The organism is Streptomyces sp. NPDC047002, assembly GCF_040704505.1.
Lineage (GTDB): Bacteria > Actinomycetota > Actinomycetes > Streptomycetales > Streptomycetaceae > Streptomyces.
Window position 1 is genome coordinate 602,649 of sequence record NZ_JBEYWC010000001.1, and the last position, 25,793, is coordinate 628,441.

22 protein-coding genes are annotated in these 25,793 nt (G+C 74.5%); 7 read left to right on the forward strand and 15 right to left on the reverse strand.

Features of this window, described 5'->3' with window-relative positions; genetic code table 11:
• Nucleotides 1-121 precede the first annotated feature (121 nt).
• Nucleotides 122-1,774 carry a catalase gene (locus AB0910_RS02670; RefSeq protein ID WP_366742642.1) on the reverse strand — a complete coding sequence of 551 codons (1,653 nt, stop codon included), beginning with the start codon at nt 1,772-1,774 and terminating at the stop codon, nt 122-124.
• A 29-nt stretch (nt 1,775-1,803) separates the two neighbouring features.
• Complete coding sequence (locus AB0910_RS02675) at nt 1,804-2,325, reverse strand: DNA starvation/stationary phase protection protein (protein ID WP_366742643.1); 522 nt, start codon at nt 2,323-2,325, stop codon at nt 1,804-1,806.
• Nucleotides 2,326-2,605: 280 nt separating this feature from the next.
• Here AB0910_RS02675 and AB0910_RS02680 point away from each other — a divergent pair, with 280 nt between their 5' ends.
• Nucleotides 2,606-3,073 (forward strand): ankyrin repeat domain-containing protein, encoded by a 468-nt coding sequence (locus AB0910_RS02680; protein ID WP_366742644.1) that lies wholly within the window; start codon nt 2,606-2,608, stop codon nt 3,071-3,073.
• Nucleotides 3,074-3,115: 42 nt separating this feature from the next.
• Here AB0910_RS02680 and AB0910_RS02685 read toward each other — a convergent pair whose 3' ends face one another.
• The 5 genes from AB0910_RS02685 to AB0910_RS02705 form a co-directional block, all read right to left on the reverse strand.
• Nucleotides 3,116-3,625 (reverse strand): DNA starvation/stationary phase protection protein, encoded by a 510-nt coding sequence (locus AB0910_RS02685; protein WP_366742645.1) that lies wholly within the window; start codon nt 3,623-3,625, stop codon nt 3,116-3,118.
• A 149-nt stretch (nt 3,626-3,774) separates the two neighbouring features.
• Nucleotides 3,775-5,184, reverse strand: coding sequence for a sugar porter family MFS transporter (locus AB0910_RS02690; protein WP_366742646.1), 1,410 nt, complete (start codon nt 5,182-5,184; stop codon nt 3,775-3,777).
• Nucleotides 5,185-5,287: 103 nt separating this feature from the next.
• On the reverse strand, nt 5,288-6,292 hold the full coding sequence (locus tag AB0910_RS02695; protein ID WP_366742647.1) for a PfkB family carbohydrate kinase: 1,005 nt from the start codon (nt 6,290-6,292) through the stop codon (nt 5,288-5,290).
• On the reverse strand, nt 6,289-7,671 hold the full coding sequence (locus AB0910_RS02700) for an FGGY family carbohydrate kinase (protein ID WP_366742648.1): 1,383 nt from the start codon (nt 7,669-7,671) through the stop codon (nt 6,289-6,291). Before AB0910_RS02700 ends, AB0910_RS02695 begins: the two co-directional genes overlap by 4 nt.
• A 46-nt stretch (nt 7,672-7,717) precedes the next feature.
• A complete protein-coding gene (locus AB0910_RS02705; RefSeq protein WP_366742649.1) occupies nt 7,718-9,115 on the reverse strand; it encodes an FAD-binding oxidoreductase in 1,398 nt (465 codons plus the stop codon).
• Between the two features lie 133 nt (nt 9,116-9,248).
• Here AB0910_RS02705 and AB0910_RS02710 point away from each other — a divergent pair, with 133 nt between their 5' ends.
• Both AB0910_RS02710 and AB0910_RS02715 read left to right on the forward strand, forming a co-directional pair.
• Complete coding sequence (locus tag AB0910_RS02710) at nt 9,249-10,097, forward strand: hypothetical protein (protein WP_366742650.1); 849 nt, start codon at nt 9,249-9,251, stop codon at nt 10,095-10,097.
• A gap of 65 nt (nt 10,098-10,162) precedes the next feature.
• A complete protein-coding gene (locus tag AB0910_RS02715; protein WP_366742651.1) occupies nt 10,163-11,194 on the forward strand; it encodes a YhfZ family protein in 1,032 nt (343 codons plus the stop codon).
• Between the two features lie 43 nt (nt 11,195-11,237).
• Here AB0910_RS02715 and AB0910_RS02720 read toward each other — a convergent pair whose 3' ends face one another.
• The gene (locus tag AB0910_RS02720) at nt 11,238-12,542 is read right to left on the reverse strand and encodes a GAF domain-containing SpoIIE family protein phosphatase (RefSeq protein WP_366742747.1); all 1,305 of its coding nucleotides are present in this window, start codon (nt 12,540-12,542) and stop codon (nt 11,238-11,240) included.
• Between the two features lie 430 nt (nt 12,543-12,972).
• On the opposite strand from AB0910_RS02720, the gene AB0910_RS02725 reads away from it, so the two are divergent.
• From AB0910_RS02725 to AB0910_RS02735, 3 genes are all read left to right on the forward strand, one after another.
• Nucleotides 12,973-13,614, forward strand: coding sequence for a TetR/AcrR family transcriptional regulator (locus AB0910_RS02725; protein ID WP_366742652.1), 642 nt, complete (start codon nt 12,973-12,975; stop codon nt 13,612-13,614).
• Between the two features lie 207 nt (nt 13,615-13,821).
• A complete protein-coding gene (locus AB0910_RS02730) occupies nt 13,822-16,161 on the forward strand; it encodes a DHA2 family efflux MFS transporter permease subunit (protein WP_366742748.1) in 2,340 nt (779 codons plus the stop codon).
• Nucleotides 16,162-16,388: 227 nt separating this feature from the next.
• The gene (locus AB0910_RS02735) at nt 16,389-18,443 is read left to right on the forward strand and encodes a peptidase M6 (protein WP_366742653.1); all 2,055 of its coding nucleotides are present in this window, start codon (nt 16,389-16,391) and stop codon (nt 18,441-18,443) included.
• A gap of 31 nt (nt 18,444-18,474) precedes the next feature.
• On the opposite strand, the gene AB0910_RS02740 is transcribed toward AB0910_RS02735, so the two are convergent.
• The 6 genes from AB0910_RS02740 to AB0910_RS02765 all read right to left on the reverse strand — a co-directional run bounded on the left by AB0910_RS02740 (nt 18,475) and on the right by AB0910_RS02765 (nt 24,614).
• On the reverse strand, nt 18,475-19,704 hold the full coding sequence (locus AB0910_RS02740) for a cytochrome P450 (RefSeq protein WP_366742654.1): 1,230 nt from the start codon (nt 19,702-19,704) through the stop codon (nt 18,475-18,477).
• Nucleotides 19,701-21,290 (reverse strand): MFS transporter, encoded by a 1,590-nt coding sequence (locus tag AB0910_RS02745; protein ID WP_366742655.1) that lies wholly within the window; start codon nt 21,288-21,290, stop codon nt 19,701-19,703. The genes AB0910_RS02740 and AB0910_RS02745 overlap by 4 nt, the downstream gene beginning before the upstream one ends.
• Before the next feature lie 278 nt (nt 21,291-21,568).
• The gene (locus tag AB0910_RS02750; RefSeq protein ID WP_366742656.1) at nt 21,569-22,747 is read right to left on the reverse strand and encodes an FAD/NAD(P)-binding oxidoreductase; all 1,179 of its coding nucleotides are present in this window, start codon (nt 22,745-22,747) and stop codon (nt 21,569-21,571) included.
• Nucleotides 22,744-22,947 carry a ferredoxin gene (locus AB0910_RS02755; protein WP_366742657.1) on the reverse strand — a complete coding sequence of 68 codons (204 nt, stop codon included), beginning with the start codon at nt 22,945-22,947 and terminating at the stop codon, nt 22,744-22,746. Before AB0910_RS02755 ends, AB0910_RS02750 begins: the two co-directional genes overlap by 4 nt.
• A 121-nt stretch (nt 22,948-23,068) precedes the next feature.
• A complete protein-coding gene (locus tag AB0910_RS02760) occupies nt 23,069-24,289 on the reverse strand; it encodes a cytochrome P450 (RefSeq protein ID WP_366742658.1) in 1,221 nt (406 codons plus the stop codon).
• A gap of 154 nt (nt 24,290-24,443) precedes the next feature.
• The gene (locus AB0910_RS02765) at nt 24,444-24,614 is read right to left on the reverse strand and encodes a hypothetical protein (RefSeq protein ID WP_366742659.1); all 171 of its coding nucleotides are present in this window, start codon (nt 24,612-24,614) and stop codon (nt 24,444-24,446) included.
• Nucleotides 24,615-25,092: 478 nt separating this feature from the next.
• On the opposite strand from AB0910_RS02765, the gene AB0910_RS02770 reads away from it, so the two are divergent.
• Nucleotides 25,093-25,425 (forward strand): hypothetical protein, encoded by a 333-nt coding sequence (locus AB0910_RS02770; protein ID WP_366742660.1) that lies wholly within the window; start codon nt 25,093-25,095, stop codon nt 25,423-25,425.
• A gap of 30 nt (nt 25,426-25,455) precedes the next feature.
• Here AB0910_RS02770 and AB0910_RS02775 read toward each other — a convergent pair whose 3' ends face one another.
• Nucleotides 25,456-25,752: a hypothetical protein gene (locus tag AB0910_RS02775; protein ID WP_366742661.1), complete on the reverse strand. Its 297-nt coding sequence runs from the start codon at nt 25,750-25,752 to the stop codon at nt 25,456-25,458.
• Nucleotides 25,753-25,793: the final 41 nt, after the last annotated feature.

Consider the following 25,793-nt stretch of genomic DNA (forward strand, 5'->3'; position numbering starts at 1 on the left):
GCGGGGCATCCCTCCCCGCCGCACCGCCCGCGGGCGCGGGGCGCGCATCCCGCCCGCACCCCGCGCCGTGAGCCCCTGGGCCGCCGCCCGGAGGGCGGACACGCGCACCCGGGCGGCCTCCTCAGGCCCCGGCGACCACCGCGTTCTCGTCGGGCACGCAGTGGGTCATGACCAGGCCCGCCACGTCGCGGCTGCCGTTGCGGCCGAGGTGCGCGGCGCGCCGCGACTCCTCCTCGCTCAGGGGCCTGCCGGGCAGCGGGCCGAGGTGGCGCACGTCGTCCGCGGTCATGCCGAGCCGCTCGCCGACCCTGCGGCCGTACTCGTCCTCGGCCATGAACAAGTGCCACACCATCCGCTCCCGCACCACCTGGTCGCACTGGGCGAGCGCGTCGGCCAGATTGCGCACGAGGTCGTCGCGCTCCCACTCCTCGCAGAGCAGGAAGCGCTCGCCCGCCTGGCGGTAGTCGTCCGTGCGCTCGATCCTCGCCCGGGTCAGCCTGCCGGCGATCTCGGGCCCCTGCACGTCCTCGTGCGGGGAGGGCGCCTCGCGCAGCCCGCCGCGCACCGAGGGCTCGTAGGTGATCGACAGGTCGCTGCCGCCCCGGTCCACCGCGTAGGCCATGGCGCCGTCGCGCTGGTTGGTGTGCACCGCGGCGTGCGCCGGTGCGTTGACCGGGAGTTGGAGGTAGTTCGGGCCGACCCGGTGGCGCTGCGCGTCGCTGTAGGCGAAGGTCCTGCCCACCAGCATCTTGTCGTCGGAGAAGTCCAGGCCGTCGACGAGCACACCGGTGCCGAACGCGATCTGCTCGCTCTGCGCGAAGAAGTCCTCCGGGGCCCGGTCGAGCACCATGCGCCCCACCGGCAGCGGCGGGTAGTCGTTCTCCGGCCACACCTTGGTGTCGTCCAGCGGGTCCCAGTCGAGCTCGGGGTGGTCGTGGTCGTCCATCAACTGGACCCGCAGCTCCCACTCGGGGTGGTCGCCCCGGGCGATCGCGTCGTACAGGTCCTTGGTGTGGCTGCCCAGTTCGTGCGCCTGGACGCGGGCGGCCTGCTCGGCCGTCAGCGACTTCACACCGGCCTTGGGCACCCAGTGGTACTTGACGAGCTTCGTCGCGCCCTCCGCGTTCACCCACTTGTAGGTGTTCACACCGAAGCCCTGCTGGTGGCGGTAGGAGGCGGGGATGCCCCGGGGTCCGAAGACCAGTGTGTACATGTGCAGGGACTCGGGGGACGCGGCGGCGAAGTCGAACACCCTGTTGGGGATCTGCCGTTCGAAGGTCACGGGGTCGGGCTTCTGGGAGTGGATCACGTCGGGGAACTTGATGGCGTCCCGGATGAAGAACACCCCGAGGTTGTTGCCGACCAGGTCCCAGTTGCCGTCCTCCGTGTAGAACTTGACGGCGAAGCCGCGCGGGTCGCGGGCCACCTCGGAGGAGTCGCGGCCGCCCGCCACCGTCGAGAACCGCACGGCGACATCGGTGCGCCTGCCCGCGGTCTGGAACAGCTTCGCCCGTGTGTACCGGGCGATCGGCTCGCCGCCGACCGTCCCGTACGCCTCGAAGTAGCCGAAGGCCGTCGCGCCGCGCGCGTGCACGACCCGCTCGGGCACCCGCTCACGGTCGAAGTGGGAGATCTTCTCCAGGTACTGGTAGTTCTCCAGCGTCGCCGGGCCGCGGGAGCCGACCGTGCGCTGGTTCTGGTTGTCGTGTACCGGATGCCCCTGCCGGTTCGTCAGGACGGCGCGGGTGTCGCCGTGCGGCGCGTTGGCTGCCATGGGTGGGGGTGCTCCTCGGTTCGTACGGTTCAGGGCCTGCCGGTCACGGGCGTGTTGGCGCGCAGCATCCAGGCGTGCTTCTCCAGCGCCTCGACGGCCGTGGTGACGAGGTCGGCGCTCGCGGCGTCCCGGCCTTCCAGGTCGGCCAGCGCGGAGCGGAGCGTGTCGGCCGCGGTGTGCAGCCGTCCGGTGATCCCGCGGGCGGCCGCGGTGTCGGCGAGCACGCCCGTGGGCAGCGCGGGCAGCGTGGTGGTGGCCGCGACGGTGTCGCTCGTCCCGTCGGGCGAGGCGCCCAGCGCGCGCAGCCGCTCGGCGAAGGTGTCGGCCTGGGCGCGTGCGGTGGCGGCGATCTCGTCCAGCTGGAGGTGGAGGCCGTGGAAGGCGGCGCCCACGACGTTCCAGTGGGCCTGCTTGGCCTGGGTCTGCAGCTCCAGCAGGTCGACGAGGACGGCCTGCAGCGCAGCGGCGGCGCGCGGGTCGGCGGCGGCGGCGTGGGCGTCGCCCTCGCGGCGCCGGCCGGCGAGCGCGGTACCGGAGTAAGTGGTGATCACAGCGTGTCTCCGTTCCATCGGGGTGCCGGATCGCGGTCCGTGCGGGTGTGCTCGTACACCGCCTCGGACCTGGGCAGTCGGCGTACCGCCCGGCGACCGGACGACTGCCACACTACACCTTGTTTTGACTGAGTCAATTCTAGACGGGACGGCATTCCGCGCCGCCCGCCCGTCACGGGTGGCCGCCACCCCGGCGCTACAATTGACAGAGTCAACTTAAGCCGGGAAGGTGGCCGCGCCACTCCCCCGCCCCCCGCCTCTGCCGCCAGGAGCCGTGAAGATGCCCGAGCAGTCCCCGACCGCACCGCACCCGTCCGCGCCGGCCGCGGCCCGCGCCACCGCACCCGCCTACGAGGACGGCGTCGTCGCCCTGGCCGGCACGCTCTTCGGCCTCGCCCGCGCCGGCGACGACGCGCTGCTCGCCAGGTACCTGGCCGCGGGCGCCCCGCCCAACCTCACCAACACCGGCGGCGACACCCTCCTCATGCTGGCCGCCTACCACGGCCACGCCGACACGGTCGCCCTGCTGCTGCGGCACCGCGCCGACCCCGACCGCGTCAACGACCGGGGCCAGAGCCCGCTGGGGGCCGCGGTGTTCAAGGACGAGCCGGAGATCGTCGGCCTCCTGCTGGACGCGGGCGCCGACCCCGGCCTCGGGTCGCCGTCCGCCCGCGGCCTCGCGGAGTTCTTCGGCCGGGACGCCTTCCTCCGGCGGTTCGCCGGTCCCGCCGGGGGCGGGACCGGCTGACCGGTGCCGCGGCGCCGGGGGCCGACGCCGCGGACCGCCGCCTCACACCTCGCGGTTCTCGGAGCTCACCATCCAGGCGTACTGCTCCAGCTTGTCGATGATGCCGTGCAGGAGGTCGGCCGACGAGGGGTCCTCCGCGTCCACGCCGTCGTGCACACGCCGCAGCGTGGCCGTGGCCGCGTGCAGACGCGTCGTGACCAGGTCGACCACCGCCGCCACGCTCAGCTCGCCCTCGGGGAAGGCGGGCAGTGTCGTGGAGGCGACCACGGTGTCGGACCTGCCGTCCGGCACGGCGTGCAGGCTGCGCATGCGCTCCGCGATGGTGTCACCGGCGTCGCGCGCGTAGTCCACGATGTGGTCGAGCTGTTTGTGCAGGTCGCGGAAGTTGTGACCGACCAGGTTCCAGTGGGCCTGCTTGCCCTGGAGGTGGAGTTCGACCAGGTCGACCAGGACCGCCTGCAGGGACTCCGCGAGCTGCCTGGACGCCGTGAATCCGACGGCGGCGTCCTGCTCGGAGATCCGGGATGTGCGGGAGACAGTGTCGGACGTCATGCGTACGCTCCTTGGGAATACGCCCTGCCCGCACGGCGAGCGCAGGCAGGAGCCACGTGCGGCCGTTCACACTCCAGTGTCGACCCGCAGCGCACGGCCCGCAGCCCGGCGGGCGGCAGCCGCGTCCACAACGCCGCGGGTCAATACAGCTAGCGGCCCTGCGCCACGGGCGGTCGGCCCGCGCCGTGCCCGTAGAGCTGCTCCTCGACCTCCTCCAGGCTGCGCCCCTTGGTCTCGGGCACGAGCACCGCGGTGAAGGCCAGGGCGAGCAGGGAGATCCCGGAGAAGAGGTAGAAGGTGGCGGACGAGCCGATCCCGGAGACGAGGACGGGGAAGAACTGCGAGACCAGGTAGTTGCCGCCCCAGAGGGCGAAGGTCGCGACGGACGCCGCCACGCCCCGCACCCGGGTGGGGAAGATCTCGGAGATCACCACGTAGGCCACGGTGCCGAACGACACCGCGAAGAAGGCGACGTAGCCGAGGATGAGGACAAGCAGCAGCGGTCCTTCGGGGTGGGCGGCGCGGAAGACCGTGCCGGTCGCGGCGAGCAGGACGGTCATGGCGGTGGCGCCGACCAGCAGGAGCGACCTGCGGCCCACCCGGTCGATCAGCCACATGGACAGCAGGGTGGCGAGGACGAGCACGACACCGATCAGGACGGTGCTCGACATGGCGTCGTCGGAGCCGAGGCCGGCGGACCTGAAGACCTCGGGGGCGTAGTAGAAGATCGCGTTGATGCCGGTGATCTGCTGGAACAGCGCGACGCCGAAGCCGATCAGCAGGGTCTTGCGCAGGCGCGGTGTCAAAAGGTCGCGCAGGCGCGCGCCCGGGGCGCCCGACGCGTCCTCGATGGCGGCGAGTTCGGCCTCCGCCTCGGCGGGCGAGGCGTTGATGCGGTGCAGGACGGCGAGCGCCTCGGCGCGGCGGCCCGCGCGGGCCAGCCAGCGCGGGCTCTCGGGCACCAGGAAGAGGAGCAGGAAGAACGCGACGGCGGGCACGACGCCGACGGCGAAGGTCCAGCGCCAGCCGGTGCTGATGTTCCACGCCTCGCTGTTCATCCGGGAGATGAGCGCGCTGACCGTGAACACCACCAGGTTTCCCACGGTGTTGAACAGCTGGTTGAAGGAGACGAGCCGGCCGCGCACCCGGGCGGGCGCCACTTCCGCGATGTAGAGCGGCGCGATGGTGGTCTCGGTGCCGATGCCGACGCCGACGAGGATGCGCGCGGCCACCAGCCAGCCGGAGGAGGGCGCGAGGGCCTCGCCTATCGCGCCGGCGACGAACACGACGGCGATGGCGAGCATGACCTTCTTGCGGCCCACCGCGTCGCTGAGGCGCCCGGCGAGCACCACACCGGCGATGCAGCCGACGATGATGCTGGACGTCACCCAGCCGAGGCCGCCGGGGCCGAGGTGGAACCGGTCCTGGATGAAGCCGGCCGACCCCGAGATGGCCCCGTTGTCGAAGCCGAAGAGGAAGCCGCCCACGGCGGTGACGAAGGTGATGAGGAGGACGCTCCTCATGTGGCCGGTGGACGGCCGGGACGTGGTGGTGACCATCAGAACCTCCGTGGTTCGGGGCGGCGACGGCGGTGTCGCGGCCCGTGCCCGCCTGTGCGGGCCGTTCTGTCGGGGCCCGGCCGCTCGACCGGGCCCCGCGGGGTCAGCCCCTGGCGGTGCCGGCCCGTGGGGTGCGGGGTGCGCGGGTGCGCACCCCGGCCTGGTCGAGCAGTGCGCGCGGCGGGAGTCCTGCGGAGAGGCCCGCCGTCTCGCTCGCCGCGTTGGAGGCTCCGCAGGCGGCAGCGGCGCGCAGGTGCCGCGGCCAGCCTGCGCCGGGGGCGCCGAGCATGCTGTGCACGAGTCCTGCGCAGAAGGCGTCGCCAGAGCCGACCGCGCTGCGCACCGGCACGCGCGGCGGCGCCACCTCGAACTCGGCGTCCCGGGTGGAGACGCGGAAGGGGCCGCCGCCGTCGGTGACGACGACGCACCGGACGCCGCCCTCCAGCCAGGCGCGTACGGTCGCCGCGGCACCGCGCCCGCCGGGCACCGCTTCGAGCTCGTCCCTGTTGACCTTGACGACGTCGGGGGCCGCGGCAGCCCCGGCGGCGAGCGCGGGGCCGTGCGCGTCGAGCACGGTGGCGGCACCGCGCGCGCGAGCCCGCTCGATCCACCGCGCGTACTGCGCGTCCGGCATGCCGGGCGGGATGCTCCCGGTGCACACCAGGGCGTCGGCCTCGGCCAGGGTGCGGGTGAACACCTCGTCGAGCGAGGCGAGTTCGGCTTCTGTGACGGTGGGGCCCGCCGCGTTGTACACCGTCGCGCCGTCCGGGGCCGAGCGGTCGACAAGGACCTCGTTGACCCGGGTGGCGTCCGCGGTGTCCGCGAGGTCGCAGCGGAGGCCCTCGGCGCGCAGCAGGTCGTGGAAGAGGCGGCCGGTCGCGCCGCCGCGCAGCCCGAACAGCAGCGGGGGCGGCACGGCGCGCTCCCCGCCGCCGCCGAGCGCCCCGGCGTCCGGGCCGAGCGCGGCGAGCACGCGGGCGACGTTGACGCCCTTCCCGCCCGCGAGGGTCTCGCTGCGCACCAGGCGGTGCACGGTGCCGGGGCGGTGCGCGGCCACCACGAGCAGCCGCTCGACGGCGGAGTTGGCCGAGGCGATGGCGATGGTCACGGTGTCTCCTGCGTCGTGCGGGCGGCCGGGGGCCGCGGCGGTGCGGGCGGGGCGGTGAGGGCGTCGCGGGCGAGGAGGGCCGCGCCGTGGGCGACGGGCTCGGCGAGCGGCAGCACGCGCAGCGGGACGTCCCAGCGCCCGGCGCGGTGCCCGGCCATCTCGGGGCGGCGGAACAGCGATCCCATGAGGGCCACGGACTCGGCCCGGATCCCGGCGAGTACGCACATCCGGTCTGCCGCCTCCCGTACGGCGTCCGACAGCTGGTCGAGGCAGCGCCGTACGACGTCGCCGGGGCGGGCGCCCGCGGGCAGGCCGTCCAGGGTGAGCAGTCCCGCGCCGGCGGCCGACGCGTCGTGGAGGCGTACGGACAGGCCGGGCAGCGCGCCGGGGCGCGCGGCGGCGAGCCCGGCGAACAGGGCGTCGAAGTCGCCCCCGTAGCAGAGTTCGGCGAGCAGCTGGACGACCTTGCCGGTGGGCACGGGGTGGCCGAGCACGAAGCCGTCGGCGGTCCAGGACCGTTCCCAGTCGACGCCGAGCTCCCAGGCGCCGCGGTCCGGGCGGCAGGTGTCGGCGAGGACCATCAGGTACTCGGAGGTGCCGATGGAGTCGAGGACGCGGGCGCCGTCGGCCGCGTGCGCCTGGCGGGCGGCGACGACCTGGTCGTGGCCGCCGACGACGGCGCGCGCGCCCGGCGCGAGCGGCACGCCGGGCAGCGCGTCCGGCCTGATGGCGCCCGCGTCGGCCCCCGCGTGCAGGGCGGGCGCGAACATGCCGGGGTCCATGCCGAGGCGGTCCATGAGCCGGCTGTCGGGGGCGAGGGTCGCCACGTCGAAGCACTGGCTGTGGGTGATCTGGGAGGCGGCGGCGGTCCACTCGCCGGTCATGCGGTGGGTCGCGAAGGTGCAGAAGTCGACCCAGCGCGCGGTGTCGCGCCACACCTCGGGGTGCGCGCGCCTGAGGTGCGCCGTCCGCTCGGGGGTCTGGTCGGGCCTGTGCGTGATGCCGGAGGCGCGGTAGTGCTCGAAGGAGGAGACAAGATCGGCGGTCGCGGTGTCGAGCGCGGGCTCCGGCCAGGTCTCCCACCAGGCGAGCGAGGGGTGCAGGGGGTTGCCGTGCCGGTCGACGGGCACGGACTCCTCCTGGCCGAACGAGGCGACGGCGACGCCCGCGAGCCGCCCGTACGGCGCGGCGGTGGTGCGGGCGTAGCGCGCCACCAGGTCGGCGGCGGCCCGCCAGACCTCCTCGGCGTCGTGGCAGGCAAGGCCGTCGACCGTGCCGGTCGGGGTGCGCACGCGCCCGGGTTCGAGCAGTGTGCCGTCGTCGGTGACGCCGGCGGCCTTCACATGGGTGGTGCCGATGTCGATGCCGAGAAACCACATCGTCTCCTGGCCTCTCCTCGCGGGGTCGGGTGGGTGGGCGGCTGGTTCAGAGACCGAGCTTGCCCGGGTTGAGCACGCCGTCCGGGTCGAGGGCGTGCTTGAGGCGGCGCAGCAGCAGGTGCGAAGTGCCCAGGGAGCGCCGGGTGTACGGGGAGCGGGCGAGGCCGCCGCCGTGGTGGTGGGAGAGCTCGGCGCCGTGCGCGAGCGCCGTGTGCATCGCGGTCTCCCAGATCCGTTCGAGGCGGGCGACGGCCTCCTCGTCGGTGGGGGCGGTGCCGCGCAGGATGAGGTAGAGCGACGTGCCCTGGGTGTAGACGTGGGAGAAGTGGGCGAGCACCTCGTCGGCGAGCGGCGCGAGCTCGGCCGCGAGGGCGCGGTAGAGGGGCACGATGCCGCGCCAGGTGTGGGCGACCTCGATGGTCTCGGCGTAACCGCCGTCCTGGGCGAGGAGGTTCTCGACCGAGGAGAAGTCGAAGCGCCGCGCCATCCACCTCTCGGCGCCGCCGGGGCCGAGGGCGCGCCCGCCGTGTTCGCGCACAAGGGCGTCGAGGACGTCGGCCTCCGCCCGGGCGACGGCGTCGGGGCCCTGGGTTCCGGTGAACAGCACGGGCGCGGTGAGGGTGTCGTCCTGGAGGGCGTGCCGGGCCTCGGCGGGGTCGTAGAGCCGCAGCAGGAAGGGGCGCAGCCCGGCGGCCGCCTGGGCGCGCAGCACGGCGACGCCCTCCTCGACGCCGGGCAGCTCGTAGGTCTGGAGCAGCCGGGTCTGCGGCAGGGGGAAGACCTTCAGGGTCACCGAGGTGATGACGCCGAGGGTGCCCTCGGAGCCGAGGAACAGCTGCCGCAGGTCGGGCCCCATGGCGGCGCGCGGCGACGCCTTGAGGCGGAGGGTCTCGCCGGTGGCGAGGGTGACGGTGTAGCCGGTGACGAGGTCCTCTATGCCGCCGTAGTACGAGGAGAACTGGCCGGTGGCGAGGGTGGCGAGCCAGCCGCCGACGCTGGAGCGGTACAGCGACTGGGGCGAGTGGCCGAGGGTGAGGCCCCGGGCGTTGAGCGCGTCCTCCAGGGCGCCGCCGTTGTGGCCCGCGGTGACGCGGACGGTGAGGTTCTCGGCGTCGACCTCGTACGCGTCGGGCAGCGCGGACAGGTCGAGGACGATGCCCCCGCGCACGGGCAGCGGCTGGCCGGTCACGGAGGAGGCGAGGGCGCGGACGGTGACGGGCACGTCGTGGCGTGCCGCGGCGGACAGCACCGCGCGGATCCCCCGCTCGTCTCCGACGCCGACCACGGCGTCGGCGCGGTGGCGGTGGCTGCCGAGCCGGTCGAGCTTGGCCGAAAGGGGCCAGGAGTCGTGGCTGGAGCGGTCGAGGGCTTCACCGTCGGTGCGCACGGCGTCGGGACCGAGCGCCTCCGACAGCTCGGAGAGGGCGGCGGCGAGGTCGGCCATGGGGGGCTCCCGGGGTCGTGGTTCGTGGCCGGTGGCGGTACGGACCGGCCGGAGCGGCTCGATTGACAGCCGCCTGCCGGGATCCTAGGCTCAAAATGCAATTCTCTGCAAGCTGCATATTGGAGTTCTCATCGTGGATGCACGGACCGGCAAGAAGATCCGGCTCGGACGCCTGGTGCGCCCGGAGAGCGGGCGCGCGGTGGTCGTGGCGACCTCGCACGGCGTGACGGGCGGCCCGCCCGCAGGCCTGCGGACCGGGGACGAGATCCGCGCGGTCTTCGGCAGGCTGCGCGGCGCCGACGGCATCATGGTCACGCCCGGGATGGTCCCGCTGGTGGAGGACACGTTCACCGGACGCGACCGGCCGGGTCTCGTCCTCCATCTGGACTGGAAGAACCACGCGCGGGGCGTCTACACGCCGGGCTCCGACGGGCGCGCCGAGGGCGTGCTCGCGCCCCTCGCCGACCTGGAGCCGGTTGCCGCGGCGGGCGTGGACGCGGTCATGACGTACCTCTACGTCGGGCAGCGCGACACCCGCCTCGAACGCGCCGAGATCGAGCGCAACGCCCGTATCGCGCGCGACTGCGAGCGCCTCGGCCTCGGGCTGATCGTCGAGCCGCGCTCCGCGCTGGAGGGCGACGACCCCGACGCGCTGTCCGCGCGCGTGATGAGCATGTACTGCCGGATCTCGGCGGACATCGGCGCGGACCTGGTGAAGGCGCTGTGGCCGGGCTCGCCCGAGGCGTTCGCCGAGGTCGCGGAGAGTTGCTACGTGCCGATCCTGCTGGCCGGCGGCAAGGGCGGCGAGGACAGGCGCGGGACGTTCGGCCTCGCCGCCGACGCGGTCGGCGCCGGGGCGGGCGGCGTGATGTTCGGCCGGCGCGTCTTCCGGGCCGACCGCCCGGAGGACGTGTTGTCCGGCCTCTCGGCGATCGTCCATGATGGGGTGTCCGCCGACGAGGCCGAGCGGGCGCTCGCCTGACGGGCGCTCACGGCCGGCCGCAGGACCCCTGTACGCATCCGGACCCCGAAAGCACCGCGTGACCGATGGCAGCGACGACCTCCACGACCGACCAGGCAGGCACCGGCGATCCGGTGGAGGCCATCGCGCGGGACGCGCTGCGGCTCGGGGTCGGCGGCCGGCTCCCGACCACCACCCACTATCAGGCGGTGCTCGGCGTCGGCTCAGGCACCGTCCAGAAGGCGCTGCGCAGGCTGCGCTCCGAGGGCGCGCTCGCGCTGACGGCGCGCGGGCACCAGGGCACGTTCGTCACCGCGGCCGACACCGCCCTGCTGTGGGCGGCGGCCCGGATGCCCCCGGTGCACCTGCTGCTGCCGCCGAGCGCGCCGCCCGAGCCGCTGCGCGTCGCGGTGGCCGTGGCGCGGGCGTTCGCCCGCATCGGGGCGCTGACCACGGTCGGCACCCTGCGCGGCGCCGAGCCCCGGCTGCGGGCGCTCGGCGAGGGCGGCGCCGACATCACGCTGATGTCCGCGGGCGCCGCCGCTGACCTGCTGCCCGCCCCGGAGTCCGGAGACCCGGCCGCAGCGGCGCCGGGCGACGGCCGCCCGGGGCACCGGGCGCTCGCCCTGGGCAAGGGCAGCTACTACGCGCCGGGCAGCCTCGTCGTCGTCGGCAGGAGGGACGGCGCCAGGCCGTGTGCCGGGGACGGCACGCTGCGGGTGGGCATCGACCCGCGCTCCGACGACCACCGGCGCCTGACCCACGCCCAGTTCCCGCCGGGCACGGTGCGCTACGTGGAGACCGACTTCACCCATGTGCCACGCGCCGTGCTCCTCGGCGGGATCGACACGGGCGTGTGGCACACCGTCGACTCCCTCATCCCGCTGGACGCGGCGGGCCTCGCCGTCGCCCCGCTCAGCGCGCCCGGCGCGCTCGCCCTCGCCGACGCCGTCTCCCCCGCCGTCCTCGTCGCCGCCGCGGACAACATCCCCGGCGTCCTGCTGGAGCGCGCCGTGGCGCAGGGCGCGCTCGACCCGCTGCCCGGCACCGCGGCGGCGGCCGGACTCCCCCTGGTGGAGGAGCCGTTGCGGGTGCGGCTCGACCGGCCCGCCGGCTGAGGCGGCGGCGCCGGGACAGGGCCCTCGCCTCAGGCCCTGCGCCTCAGGCGCCGCCCGTACGTGCCGGTGTGCGCAGCGCGATCACGGCCATGTCGTCGTGGCCGTCGCTCGGATGGTGCCCAGAGAGCGCCCTGCACAGCTCCTGAGGCGGCCGCCCCGCGTACTGGGAGGCGACGACCGCGAGCGCGTCGAGCCCCCGGTCGAGCGATTGGCCGGGCACTTCCACCAGGCCGTCGGTGTACAGCACGACCGTGCTGCCCACCGGCACGTGCCTGGCGTGGTCGGGGCGCGGCAGGTCGCCGAAGACGCCGAGGGGCACCCCCGGCTCGCCGTCCAGGTACTCAGCGGTGCCGTCCGGCAGCAGGAGCAGCGGCGGCGGATGCCCCGCGGTCGACCAGTGCAGCCGCCAGGCGTCGCCCGCCGGTTCGAGGCGGGCGAGCAGCGCGGTGGCGACGGGCCCCTCGCCCAGGGTGTGCAGGATGCGGTCGAGCCGCGCGAGCGAGGTGCCCGGCGGGACCTCGCGGTCGAAGGAGAGGGCGCGCAGCATGTTGCGGATCTCGGACATGTCGGCGGCCGCGCGCAGGTCGTGCCCGACGACGTCGCCGATCACGGCCACGCAGGACCCGTCGGACAGCAGCATCGCGTCGTACCAGTCGCCGCCCACCGCCGCCGGGCGGCTCGCGGGCCGGTAGGCGGCCCCGGCGGCGAAGGGGCTCAGGTCGGGCAGCCGGGGCAGCAGCAGCCGCTGGAACTGCTCGGCGCCCGCCCGCACCCGCTCGTAGAGACGGGCGTTCTCGATCGCCACGCCCGCGGTGCCGGCGAGCGCCCTGACGACCGCCTCGTCGTGCTGGTCGAAGGGCTGCCCGTCCTTGCGCTCCGAGAGGTAGAGGTTGCCGTAGACGCGTCCGCGCACGCTGATCGCGACGCCGAGCAGGGTCCGCATGGCCGGGTGGCCCTGCGGGAAGCCCGCGGACTCCGGGTGGCGTGCGATGTCCTCGACGCGCAGCGGCTCCGGGTGGCGGATGAGGTGGCCGAGCAGTCCGCGCCCGCGCGGCAGCTCCGTGCCGTCCAGGTCGGTGAGCTCCTTCGCGGTGAGCCCGAGGGGGATGAACTCGGCGAGGAAGCTGCCCTCCTCGTCGAGCACGCCCATCGCCCCGTAGCGCGCCCCGACCAGGTCCATCGCCGTGCGGACGATGCGGCGCAGCACCACGGGCAGCTCCAGCTCGCCGGTGATGTCCACCACGGCCTGGAGCAGTTCCTGGAGCGTCCCCTGGGCGCGCGCCAGGGCGTGCAGCTGCTCGCCGATGCGGTCCAGGTCGGAGCTGAGCGGCAGGTCGAGCAGCGACATGTACGGCACCTCGCCCGGACGGGCGTCCGGGTCCTGGGCGTCGTAGCCCCGCGGCTCCTGCCGGTCGTCCGCCATGTGCCTGCCTCGCTTCCGCCGTACGCGCCCGGTACCGCGCCGCCCCGCGTGCGGGAGCCGCTGCCGCCATCCCAACCCGCTTCGCGGCCCTCTTCCCAGTGCACAGCCGCGCGCCGCCCCGCGCCATCCGATCGGCGCAACGCCGGGCCCGCCCCGTAACCTCTCGGGCCGCCGTCGGCGGGGCCTCGGCACGTACCATGGCCGCCGTCACCTCGCAACCCTGTGCGAGGGGGAAACGCTTGCGTTTCACCCGGGCAGGCTCTACGGTCTTATCGGTACGCAACAGTTTCGCTAGCGTGTCCGACGAGGGAGCCGGCCGCGCGTGCGGGTGCGGGGAGAGGGGGCGGCGGTGGCCATGACCGCGCCGGAGGCATACCGGTCCGAGGACCGTACCGGCCGTACGGACGGTGGCGGCGCACCCTGCCCGCGCCGCAGGCGGAGCCGGATCTCCGCCGAGCGCGAGGCCGAGATCCACGAGGGCGTGCTGTCCCTCCTCCGCGAGGTGGGGTACGAGGCGCTGACGATGGACGCCGTGGCGCTCGCCACGCGGTGCAGCAAGGCCACGCTCTACCGCAAGTGGTGCGGCAAGCCGCAGCTCGTCGCCGCGTCCCTGCGCCACAACAGGCCCTTCGACTTCGAGGGCCTCGACACCGGCAGCCTCGCCGGCGACCTCCACGAGCTGGCACGGCGCATCGGAGAGGCCAAGAAGGACACCGACCTGATGCGGGCGGTGGTGCCGGCCGTGGCCAGGAACCGCGAGCTCGCCGCGGCCTTCGGCGAGACGCTGCGCCAGGACCACGAGGCACTGCACCGCATGGTCGACCGGGCCGCGGCGCGCGGCGAGGTCGCCCCCGACTGTCCGGCCCGCGCCTATCTGCCGCACCTCCTGATCGGCGGTGTGATGGCGAGGTCGCTCATCGACCTCAGGGAGCCGGACCCCGACTACCTGCGGCAGTACGTCGACGCCGTCGTACTCCCCGCCCTGACTCGGCGCTGAACCACGAGTCGACCAGGCGCCGTTCCACCGCAGCGCCCGCGGGCGTCCGCGGCGGCGTCGCTCATCCCCTTGAAAGACCTGGAGGACCCCGGCGTGTCAGTCTCCGCCGTCGACGGACCCGTAGATGCCACCCCTTCCCGGGCGCCCACCCCGGAGGAGGCCGCGAACGACGAGGCCAGGCGCCACCCGCCGCGGCGCTGGTGGGCGCTGGCCGTCATAGGGCTGGCCCAGCTGATGGTCGTGCTCGACGCGACCATCGTGAACATCGCCCTGCCCTCCGCCCAGCAGGACCTGGGCTTCTCCAACGACGGCCGGCAGTGGGTCATCACCGCCTACTCGCTGGCCTTCGGCAGCCTGCTGCTGCTCGGCGGGCGCCTCGCCGACCTGATGGGCCGCCGCAGGACGTTCCTGATCGGCCTGGTCGGCTTCGCCGCCGCGTCCGCGCTCGGCGGCGCGGCGAACGGCTTCACCATGCTGGTCGTGGCCCGCGCGCTGCAGGGGCTGTTCGGCGCGGTGCTCGCGCCGTCCGCCATGTCGCTGCTGACCACGACGTTCGTCGACCCGAAGGAGCGGTCGAGGGCGTTCGGCGTCTTCGGCGCGATCGCCGGTTCGGGCGGCGCCATAGGGCTGCTGCTCGGCGGTGTGCTCACCGAGCACCTCGACTGGCGCTGGACGCTGTACGTCAACGACGCCATCGCGGTGTTCGCCGTGATCGGCGCCGCGATCTTCGTGCGCGGGGCGGCTCCCGCGCAGCGGCCGCGGCTCGATCTGCTGGGCACCCTGCTCGTCGCCTCCGGTCTGTTCGGGGTGGTGTTCGGCTTCGCCAACGCCGAGACCCACGACTGGAGCAACTGGATGTGCTGGGTGTTCCTGGCCGCGGGCGGTGTGCTGCTCGTGCTGTTCACCCTGTGGGAGCGGCGCGCCGCACACCCGCTCCTGCCGCTGCGGGTGCTCGCCGACCGCAATCGCGCGGCCTCGTACATCAGTGTGTTCATCTCGGGCGCCGGGATGTTCGGCGTCTTCCTGTTCCTGACGTACTACCTCCAGCAGACGCTGCACTACACACCGGTCCAGACCGGTCTCGGCTTCCTGCCCATGGTCGGGATGCTGATGCTCACCGCGCAGCTCGCCACCAATCTGCTGATCCCGCGGATCGGCCCGAAGCCGGTCGTGCCGGTCGGCATGGGCCTCGCGGGCGCCGGCCTCGTCTACCTGACCGCGCTCGACCTGGACAGCACCTACCCGGCGCACGTCCTGCCCGGGCTGCTCCTGCTTGGCCTCGGCCTCGGCCTGGTGATGCCGCCGGCGATGAGCCTGGCGACCCTCGGGGTGCAGCCGCGGGACCAGGGCGTCGCCTCGGCGACCGTGAACACCATGCAGCAGGTGGGCGGTTCGATCGGCACCGCGCTGTTCAACACGATCGCGGCCACCGCGGCGAGCACCTACGCCAAGGGCCACATCGGCCAGCCGGGCCTCGCCGTGCAGGCCGCCCTGCACAGCTACGCGCGCGCCTACTGGTGGGCGGCGGCGTTCTTCGCCGCGGGCCTGCTCGTCTCGGTGCTGCTCTACCGCAGGGGCAGGCCGTCCGCGCTCGCCCCCGCGGCGCCCGAGGCGGCCCCGGCCGCGGCCGAGACTCCGAAGGCCGCGGCTGAGGGCCTGGTGCCAGGACAGGCCGACGAGGCGGGCCTCCCCCACACCCCGGCCCACCACGCCAGGGGCACGGCGCCCGCCGAGGACCGGCTGCCCGGTGTGCTCGGGCAGGTGCGCGACGGCTCGGGCAGGCCGGTGGAGGGTGCCTCCGTCACCCTGATCGACGTGGCGGGCCGGCAGGTGGCCAGGTCGGTCGCCGACCACAACGGCCGCTACGCGCTCACCCACCCGGGCCCCGGCACGTACGTGGTGATCGGCTCGGCCGCGGGCCTGCAGCCGCACGCGGTGACCGTCACGGTGGGCGAGACGAACCTCGCCGCCGACCTGGCGCTCACCGCGTCGGGCGGCCTCACCGGCACGGTGCGCTCCGCCCTCGGCCCCGTCGCGGGCGCCCTCGTGGTGGTGGCGGACGAGCGCGGCGACGTCGTCGGCACGTCCACCACGACGGACGCCGGGGCCTACGACCTGCCGGACCTGCCGGCCGGTCTCTACACGCTGGCCGTCAACGCCGAGGGCCACCGGCCGTGCGCCCTGGCCGTCGAGCTGTCCGACGGCGGGCCCACCGCGTACGACGTGGACCTGCACCCGGCGGCCCGGCTGCGCGGCACCGTGCGCAACGGCGAGGGCGCGGCACTCGCCGACACGCTGGTCACCCTCATGGACCCGGCGGGGAACGTGCTCAAGCGCCGGCTCACCGACGAGGCGGGCGGCTACGACTTCACCGGCCTCTCCACCGGTGACTACACCGTCGTCGCGAGCAGCTACCCGCCCCGGGCCGTGCCCTTCTCGGTGGCCGACAGCGGCCGGGCCGAGGTCGACATCGACCTCGGCCACGAGGACCCGGGTGCCCCGGCCGCCCCCGCCGACCGGGGCGGCCTCTCCGGCCTCTCCGGCTGAGACGAGGGCCCCGGCGGCGCGCCTACGCCGCCGGGGCCCTCGCGCGGGGTGCGAGACCTCCACCCCGGTTCGCTTTACGGAACGGACCGGGGTTCCCAGTCCCGCCCGGTTACGGTCGCGTTTCCCGCAAAAGACCGTGCCACGCGGCCCGTTGACACGGAGGCAGGGTCGCCCTACGCTCCGAGCGTTCGACTTACGGAACGTCGACACACGGAAGGCAGTGCCACGTGAGGTCACGCCCGATCGGCCGGAGCAGCAGGAACACCCGCAGGACGAGAACACTGGCGGTGGCGACCGCAGCCCTCGCGGCGCTCGTCGTGGGCAACGCCTTCGCCTCGCCGGGGAGCCCGGCGGGCCCCGCGCCCGCCGCGGCGCGCACCGGCGGCGCCTTCACCCCCATCGATCCGCAACACCCCGAAGACCAGCAGGACATGACCTGGAGCGACTACCACAAGGTGCCGGGCACCGACTGGGCCGACCCGGATCTGCAGCCGACCGGGAAGAAGCTGAAGATCGCGCTCCTGGCGGTCGACTTCCCCGACCAACCATTTGTCATGACCATGTCCAAAAAGAGCGATCCGTTCGGCAACCCGCAGATCGACCCCGTGGGGCGCGGGGACATCGCGAAGTTCTACGCGGACTTCTACAACAAGCCGAGCGCCCTCAACCACGGCCACACCGTCAACGAGTACTGGATGGAGCAGACGAACGGCCGCATCGGCGTGGAGTTCGTCCCCTTCGGGCCGTACGGGGCGCCGCGGCCGTCGTACGAGTATGGGCTCAACGACATCGGCCAGGAGGGCGCGGGCTGCCCGAGCGGGCACACCTGCGACGGCAGCGTCGAGAGGGACATCGACCCAGTGTGGGAGAAGGAGGCCGGCGCCGGACAGGCGAAGTCCTTCGACCGGGTGATGCGGATCTACGCCGGATACGACGAGACCTCCGTCTGGCAGGAGTTCGGCGAGATGAAGTTCCAGACGCCCGACGACGTGCCCGACGCCTGGGGGCCGCCCGACCCGTCCCTGCCGAACGCCGTGCGCAGCCGCTACACCGGCTTCACGTCCTGGCTCGCCGGGTCGCAGCTGTGGGGCGACTCCGGTATCCGGCAGGGCGAGAGCTCGGGCACAATCACCCACGAGATCACCCACACCTTCGACATCGGCGACAACAACAACAATCCGTACGCCGAGCCCTACCACCGCGCGGGCACCGGGCCCTTCGACGTGCTCGACCGCGGGTCCTTCAACGGGCCGGGCGGGCCGCACAACAGATGGGAAGTGCCCGCGACCGAGGGGGCGTCCATGCCCGCGGGGCAGACGGTGCGCACCAGGACGAAGCTCGGCTTCATCGACGACGACCAGCTGCTGACCCTGTCGCCGCGCTCGCTCGCCGACCACGGGCTCGCGGTCTTCGACGTACGCGCCAGGTCCGCGAAGGTGGAGAAGCACGCGATCCAGGGCGTCCGCGTCGACCTGGGCACGGACACGACGCCCGCCTGCGACGTCGACAAGGACCCGCTGTGCTCGGGCCCGGGCTTCACGGACTACACCATCGAGACGGTGCAGCGGATCGGGGCGGACTCCTTCACCCCCGACCACGGGGTGATGCTCACCAAGAACAAGCCCTTCGACGACGAGGGCGACAGCTGCGGCTACCTCTGCTTCAGCTGGATGATCGACGCCAATCCGCAGGACATCCGCATGGTGGACTTCACCCGTCCTGACGGCACGAAGGTGATGCGCTCGATCGGCGACTACCGCCAGCTCAACGACGGGCTGTTCCACGCGGGCACCCGCTCGGGCAGCGCGTACGAGTACACCGACAAGGCCAACAGGCTCCAGTTCTCCGTGATCGGGCTGAAGAAGACCGCCGCGGGCGAACTCTCGTACACCGTGGCGGTGCGCTCCCTCGACGGCTCGGGGCCGCAGGCGAGGGGCGTGGCGCTGACCCGCGGCGCGGCCGGCGGCGACGCCGGGGGCAAGGGCGCGGTCTGCACTTTCGGGCTCGCCAACACCGGCCAGGGCGCGCACGGCGCCCCGGGCAAGGCGGCCTCCTACGAGAACGCCGACGTCTACCGCCTGACGGCGGCGGCGCAGGGCCGCGGCTGGCGCGCCGAGCTGCCCAGCGCGCTCGCCACGGCGAAGGCCGGGGGCCGCACCGCGGTGGACGTCGCCGTGGCGGCGGGCCACGGCGCGGCGCGCACCGGAAAGGTCACACTGACGGCGCGCTCGGAGAGCGACCCGCACAAGACGGCCCGCGCGACGTGCACGGTGCGCCGCTGAGCCGCGGCCGTCCCGCCGCACGCACGGGCGGCTACCAGGTGACGGGCAGGGAGTGCAGGCCGTAGATGACCGCGTCGTACTTGAAGGGGATGCTGCCGAGCTCTCCCGCCGCGCGCAGGGTCGGCACGCGGCGGAACAACGTCGGGTAGATGACCTGGAGTTCCATCCGGGCGAGCGGCTGGCCCACGCAGTGGTGGGTGCCCGCGCCGAACGCCTGGTGCCTGCGGGCGTCGCGGGTGAGGTCGAGGCGGTCGGGTTCGGGGAAGACGTCGGGGTCGCGGTTGGCGAGCTCGCCGAGCAGGATGACGCCGTCCCCCGCGCGGATGGTGTGCCCGGCGACCTCGATGTCCTCCAGTGCGGTGCGGCGGCGGCCGAGATGGACGATCGAGAGGTAGCGCAGCAGTTCCTCGACGGCCTCGCGGACCACCGCGGGGTCGTCGGTGTCGCGCAGGACGGCCAGCTGATCCGGGTGCTGGAGCAGCAGCAGGGTGCCGAGGCTGATCATGTTGGCCGTGGTCTCGTGGCCGCCGAGCAGGAGGAGCACGCCCATGGCCGCGGCCTCGCGCCGGGTGAGCTCGCCCCGGGTGATCTGGGCGCACAGGCCGGAGAGCAGGTCGTCGCCCGGCGCGGTGAGTTTGCGGCCGATGAGGTCGTCGAGGTAGCCGGCGAGGCTGGTGTGGGCGCTTCGCCGGTCCTCGACGCTGGAGACCGCGGAGACCAGTGTCTTGCTGTTGGTCTGGAAGAACGCGTGGTCCTCGTAGGGGACTCCGAGGAGTTCGGAGATGACGAGCGAGGGGATCGGCAGGGCGAGGCACTGGACGAGGTCGGCGGGCCGGGGGCCTTCGAGCATGGCGTCGATGAAGTCGTCGGCCATCTTCTGCACCAGGGGCCGCATCGCCTCGACGCGTTTGATGGTGAAGGTACCGCTGACCATGCGGCGCAGCCTGGCGTGCTCGGGGTCGTCCATGCCGACGAAGCTCAGGTCGGTGCCGCCCGCGTGGGCGTGCGCGGGGTCGACGGGGCTGGGAAAGCCGGGCTGGGAGAACTCGGCGCTCAGGCGCGGGTCGGACAGCAGCGCCTTCTGCTCCGCGTGTCCGGTCACGGCCCACGGGGTGGTGCCGCTCCAGGACCGCACCCGGGTGAGCGGCCCGTGTCCCGCGAGCGCGCGCATGCCGGGTGACGGGTCGAAGGGGCAGCCGGCCGAGCGGGGCGCGGGAAAGTCGGGAAGGCCGGCGTGCGGGGTGGCGGGCGTGGTCGTCATGCTTCCTCCGACGGGGTGGAGCCGGCTCCCGGGGCGCGGGAGGGGCGGTGGGTACGGGGGTGGTCGGTGTGCGGCAGGGGCGCGTCGCCGTCGCCGTGACGGCTGCTGCCGCCGTCCTGTTCCTCCGGCCCGTGGGAGCCCTGGCGGCCGTCGGCGCGCGCGGGGACGCCGCTGTCGCCCTCCTCGGCCGGTGCGGCGTCCGCGCGGTACGGGATGGCGGCGGCGATCGCCGCCGCGGCGAGCGCGACGCCGCAGCCGAGCAGCAGGCCGGTGCGGAAGCCGCCCTCGCTCGGCACCGCGACGGCACCCGTCCGTACGGTCATCCGGGCGAGGACGATGCCGACGACGGCCGCGGCCACGGAGGTGCCGACGGAGCGCAGCAGGGTGTTGAAGCTGTTGGCCGACGCGGTCTCGGACCTGGGGACGCCGCTCATGATGAGGGCGGGCATGGCGCCGTAGGCGAGGGCGACCCCCGTGTTGCAGATGCAGGTGACGACGAGCAGGCCCGGGGCCGACCCCATCAGCACGGTCGACGAGCCGTAGCCGAGGGCTATGACGAGCCCGCCCACCACGAGGGTCGTCTTCGGGGAGCGGGCCGCCGACAGCTTCGCGCCGAGCGGCGACACCGCCATCATCGTCAGGCCGGAGGGCGCCATCCACAGACCTGCGGCCTGCATGGACCGGCCGAGGCCGTAACCGGTCTCCCTGGGCAGCTGCAGCAGTTGCGGCACGATCAGCGAGGCCGCGTACATGGCGAAGGCGACCACGACGGAGGCCGCGTTGGTGACCAGGACGCGGGGCCGCGCGGTGACCCGCAGATCGACCAGGGGCGCGGGGGTGCGCAGTTCCCACCGGCCCCAGGCGAGCAGGAGGACGGGCGCGGCGACCAGCAGGGCCAGCGTCGTCGCACTGCCCCAGCCCCAGTCGGCGCCCTTCGACACGGCGAGCAGCAGGCAGACGAGGCCGGCCCCGAGCCCAAGGGCGCCGGGGGCGTCGAAGCCGCCCCGCCCGCGCGCCGGGGTGGCGGGGACGACCAGGGCGATCAGGAGCGCGACGAGGGCGCTGAGCGCGGCGGAGACCCAGAACAGGATGCGCCAGTCGGCGTGTTCGGCGATCGCGGCGGCGAACGGCAGGCCGAGGGCGCCGCCGATGCCGAGCGAGGAGCTGATCAGCGCGATCGAGGAGCCGAGCCGCTCCGGCGGCATGAGGTCGCGCAGGGCGCTGATGCCGAGCGCGACGATGCCCATCCCCATGCCCTGGAGCGCGCGGCCCGCGACCATGGTCGCGAGCGAGGTGGCGAGCGCGCAGACCACCGAGCCGGCCACCAGCGGCACGCAGCAGGCGAGCAGCACGCGCCGCTTGCCGAACAGGTCCCCCAGCCGCCCGGTCACCGGCGTGGTGACCGCGCCGGCGAGCAGCGTCGCCGTGACGGCCCATGAGGCGTTGGACGCGGTGGTGTGCAGCAGGGCGGGCAGGGTCCCGATGAGCGGGATCACGAGCGTCTGCATCAGCGCGGCGACAATGCCGCCCGCCGCGAGCACGGCGACGCTTCTGCCGGGGTGGGCAACGGGTCTTGGGGTGGTCATGACGGTCCCTGTGCGGTGGCGGGGTGCGGACGTGGATGCGGTGCGGGTGCGGGTCAGATGCGGACCGGGGGTGCGGTGCAGGTGCGCCTGCGGAAGCGGTACGCGGTACGCGGCGGCAGTGCGCCGGAGCTCGGTACGCGGCGGTGGCCGCACACGCCGCTCCGGCGGGCGGGTCGCGGGGCTGCCGCCCACGGCGGGGAACGGGCGGGGCGGCGGGGCGGCGGGGCGGCGGGGCGGCGGGGCGGCGGGCGATCGTCCGGTGCCGGCAGGGGCGCGGCTCAGCCGGGGGTGGTGTAGCGGTCGAGGAGGGGTGGGCGGTGCAGGCGTGCCTGCCGGGGCATGTTCCAGCCGAGGACGGCGGCGGGGCCCGCGCCGTCCTCGTAGCGCGCGACGAACCGGCCTTCTTCCAGGGAGCCTTCGACGACGTGCACAGCGGCGTCGGGCGCCGGCAGGCCGTACAGCTGGATCCTGGCGCCGAACTGGTCGGTCCAGAAGTAGGGCACGGGCGTGTAGGGGCGGTCCTCGCCGAGGAGGTTCGCCGCGACCGCCATGGCCTGCTCGGTGGCGTTGGTGCGGTTCTCGAGGCGCAGCATCCTGCCGAGCGCGCTGTGGTGGAAGCGCGCCAGGTCCCCCGCGGCGTAGACGCCGTCGGCCGCGCGGCAGCGGGCGTCGCACACCACGCCGTCCTGGAGTGTGAGTCCGCTGCCCGCCAGCCACGCGGTGGCGGGGACGCTGCCCATGGCGGCCACGACGAGGTCGGCGGGGAGGGGCGCGCCGTCCACCGCCCGTACGCCGGTGACGTGCCCGCCCGCGCTCTCCACGCCGTCGGCCCGGGTGTGCGGGCGCAGCCGTACACCGTGCCCGGTGTGCAGCGCCGCGAGCCGCCGCGCCACCACCGGCCCCAACTGCGCCCGCATGGGGGCCTCCTGCGGGCCCGTCAGGGTCACATCGCGGCCCGTGAGCCGGACCGTTGCGGCGATCTCGGCGCCGAGCACGCCGTCGCCGACGACCACGACGCGTCGCGCGGCGGCGAGTCCGGCGCGCAGCCGCACGGCGTCCTCGATGCCGCGCAACACGTGCACGCCGCCGACGCCGCTCGCCCCCGGGGGCCTGCGGGCGTGCAGGCCGGTGGCGAGCACCACGGCCTCGGCGCTCAACTCGCGGTCGAGCTCGGTGCGTACGGTGCGGGTCGTGGCGTCGAACGCCACCGCGCGCTCCCCCAGGGCGAACGCGGCGCCCAGCGCGTCGAGGGTCTCCTTGGTGCGCAGCAGCGTCCGCTCGGGGTCCCAGGTCCCGGCCAGGACCTGCTTGGACAGCGGCGGCCTGTCGTAGGGCGCGCCCGCCTCCGCGCCGAGCAGGGTGATCCGGCCGACATAGCCCTTGCGGCGCAGGGCCTCCACGACGGCGAGCCCGGCGGCGCTCGCCCCGACGACGAGCACGTCCTCCGGGGTGCTCACGCGCCGTCGCCTGCGAGGTGGATGGCGGCCGCCGGGCAGACGCCCGCGGACTCGCGGACCGCGGCGTGGTGCTCCTCGGCGGGCTCGGCGTCGAGGAGCACCACGATGCCGTCCTCGTCGCGCTGGTCGAACACCTCGGGGGCGATCAGCACGCACTGTCCCGCACCGCAGCACTTCTCCTCGTCGACGGTGATCCTCATGAGTCCTCTCCTGTACGTTCCGCGCGGTGCGCTGTGACGGTCGTCCGACGGGCAGGCGGGGCGGCCGCGTGCCCGGCGGGCCCGGGCTCCGGGGCGGCCGCGCCCGGCCGGGTGCCTCGGCTCACCACGCCACCGGCAGTTCGCGCAGCGGGGTGGTCAGCATGCCTTCCTGGCGCCGCAGTTCGCCGACGTCGACGGCGAGCCGCAGCCCCGGCAGGCGGCGCAGCAGCACACCGAGCACGGCCTGGAGTTCGGTGCGGGCCAGCGGCTGGCCGAGGCAGGAGTGGGGCCCTGCACCGAACGCCAGGTGGGGGTTGGGGCTGCGGCCGATGTCGAGCACGTCCGGGTCGTCCCAGGCGCGTTCGTCCCGGTGCGCCGCCGCCATGCTGCACACCACCGTCGTGCCGCGCTCGACCCGGCCCCCGGACAGCTCGATGTCCTCGTGGGCGTAGCGCAGCATGCCGAAGCCGCTGCCGTTGGGGTCGTAGCGCAGCACCTCCTCCACCGCGGGGCGGATCAGCGAGGGGTCGGCCGACAGCCGCTCCCAGCGGCCGCGTTCGGCGAGCAGGTGTGCGGTCATCATGGAGATGAACCCGGCCGTCGTCTCGTGCCCTGCGAGCAGCAGGGCCTGCCCGGTGGCGACGAGCCCGGCCTCCGACATGGGCCTGCCCTCGGTGTCCGCGCCGTCCATCAGCCTGCTCAGCAGGTCGTCCCCGGGGGCCTCGCGCTTGCGTGCGACGAGGTCGGACATGTAGGCGGCGAAGTCCCGGTGTGCCGCCTCGGTCTCCTCGCGGGTGTACGTGGTCATGTTGAGGAAGGTGTCCGACCAGGCCTTGAAGCGGTCCCGGTCGCTCTCGGGCACGCCGAGCATCGTGCAGATGACGTAGACGGGCAGCGGGAACGCCAGCATGCCCACCAGGTCGGCGGGGGCGCCGTGCGCGACCATCCCGTCGACGAGCAGGTCGGCCATCTCCTCCATGCGCGGTTTCAGCGCGGCCATGCGTTTCGCGGTGAACCACCTGCCCACCATGCGGCGCCAGCGCCCGTGCCCCTCGTCGTTGAGTGCCTTCGCCATGGGGCTGCTGAAGATGCCCTCGGCCTCCCCCGCGGTGATGCGCGCGGCGTCGGGGCGTGCCAGGCCCTCGCGGCTGAGGCGCGGGTCGGTCAGCGCCGCCTTGACGTCCTCGTACCGGGTCAGCAGCACCGCGGGGTCGCCGCTCGGGAACGTCACCGGGGCGACCGGGCACCTCTGCCTCAACCGCGCCCATTCGGCCGGTGGTTCGAGCGGCTCCGGGGCGGAGATGGGGTAGTCGGGGGACCGCGTGCCGCGCGCGTCGCTCATGGCTGCTCCTCGGATCCGTGGGGGGTGGTCGCCCGTCCGGCGGGCGCGATCAGTGGATCGCAGAATCCCCTCTAAGTCAATCGACTGACTTAAACTCGCCCCTGGGGTCGTCCCCGGCCGCGCCCCGTCCGTACTCCCCGCCGGAGGGCCCGGGTTACGCCTCCTCGGGTCCCAGCGCGTCCAGCTGGGAGCGCAGCCGGGCCCGCAGCACGGTGCGCGGTTCCCTCGGCTCGACCCCGGTGAGCGGCACGGCGAGGGCCCGGCAGGCGGGTGGCGAGCTCGTCCAGGTCCCCTCCGCCCACGGTGACCACGGTGGCATCGGCACCGGCGCGCTCGTGGACGCCGGACCCCGGCGGTACGAGCCGCTCGGCCTCCGGGAGCGGCACCGGCAGCACCGCCGTCCCGTACACCGGGTAGTGGCCGGTCAGCATGGTGGCGACCAGCTCCGCCGCGTCCGCGTCAAAGGACCCGGCGGTGCGGCCGTCTCGCGTCCGAGGGCACCCGCCCCTGCCTGCCGTGGGCGGTGCGCGTGCCCGCGCTCCTCGACCGGCCCGGCGTCACACTGCCGCTGCTGGACGCGCTGTACCGCGACACCGACGCCGCGGTGCGCCGCTCGGTCGCCAACCACCTCAGCGACCTCAGCCGCGACCACCCGGAGCTCGCGGTCGGCGCCGCGGCGCGCTGGTCGGCGGCGCCCGTCCCCTGCGGGCCACACGCCCCCGCTGGTCCGCCACGGCCTGCGCACCCTCGTCAAGCGCGGCCACCCCCGGGCGCTTGCGCTGCGGGGCTTCCACCCTGCGTCCGTGGCCGTGGAGGGGCCGGTGCTCGACCCGGCCGAGGTGCCGTTCTCCGGGTCCGTACGGTTCACCGCGACGCTGCGCAACACCGGTGCGCTCCCCGCCAGGCCGGCCGTCGACTACACCGTCCACCACCACAGGGCGGACGGCCGCCAGAGCGCGAAGACCTTCAAGCTCACCACCCGTTCCCTCGACCCCGGGCAGGAGCTGCGTGTGGAGCGCGAGCATGCGTTCAGGCCGCTGACGACCCGGCGCCACCACCCGGGCCCGCACGCGATCCCGCTGCTCGTCAACGGGGTCGCGGGCGAGCGGGCCGCCTTCCGGCTGCTGCCGCCGTGACGGGGAGCGGTGCCGCTGCGGCGCGTGCCGTCAGGCCGGCGGCTCGTCCTCCGCGGGCGGTGCGGCGGGCGTGCGGTCGCGCTCGTCGGCGCGTACGGGCCTGAGCGCGGCCCACACGGCGAAGGCGGCGCCGACGGCCAGCATCCCGATGCCGGTCCACAGGTTGAGCCGGATGCCGCCGCTCTTGTCGAGCTCGGCCGGATCGGTGAAGGCGAGCCCCCAGACCAGGCAGACGGCGCCGTAGATGACGAACAGCACGGCGATGCAGGTCCGCAGGTCGAGCCAGAAGCTCAGCCGGGAGTCCTCCGGGCGGACGGGCTGTGACATGGGTTCCCCTTTCGGGGCGGGCCCGCGGGGCGGGGCCCGCG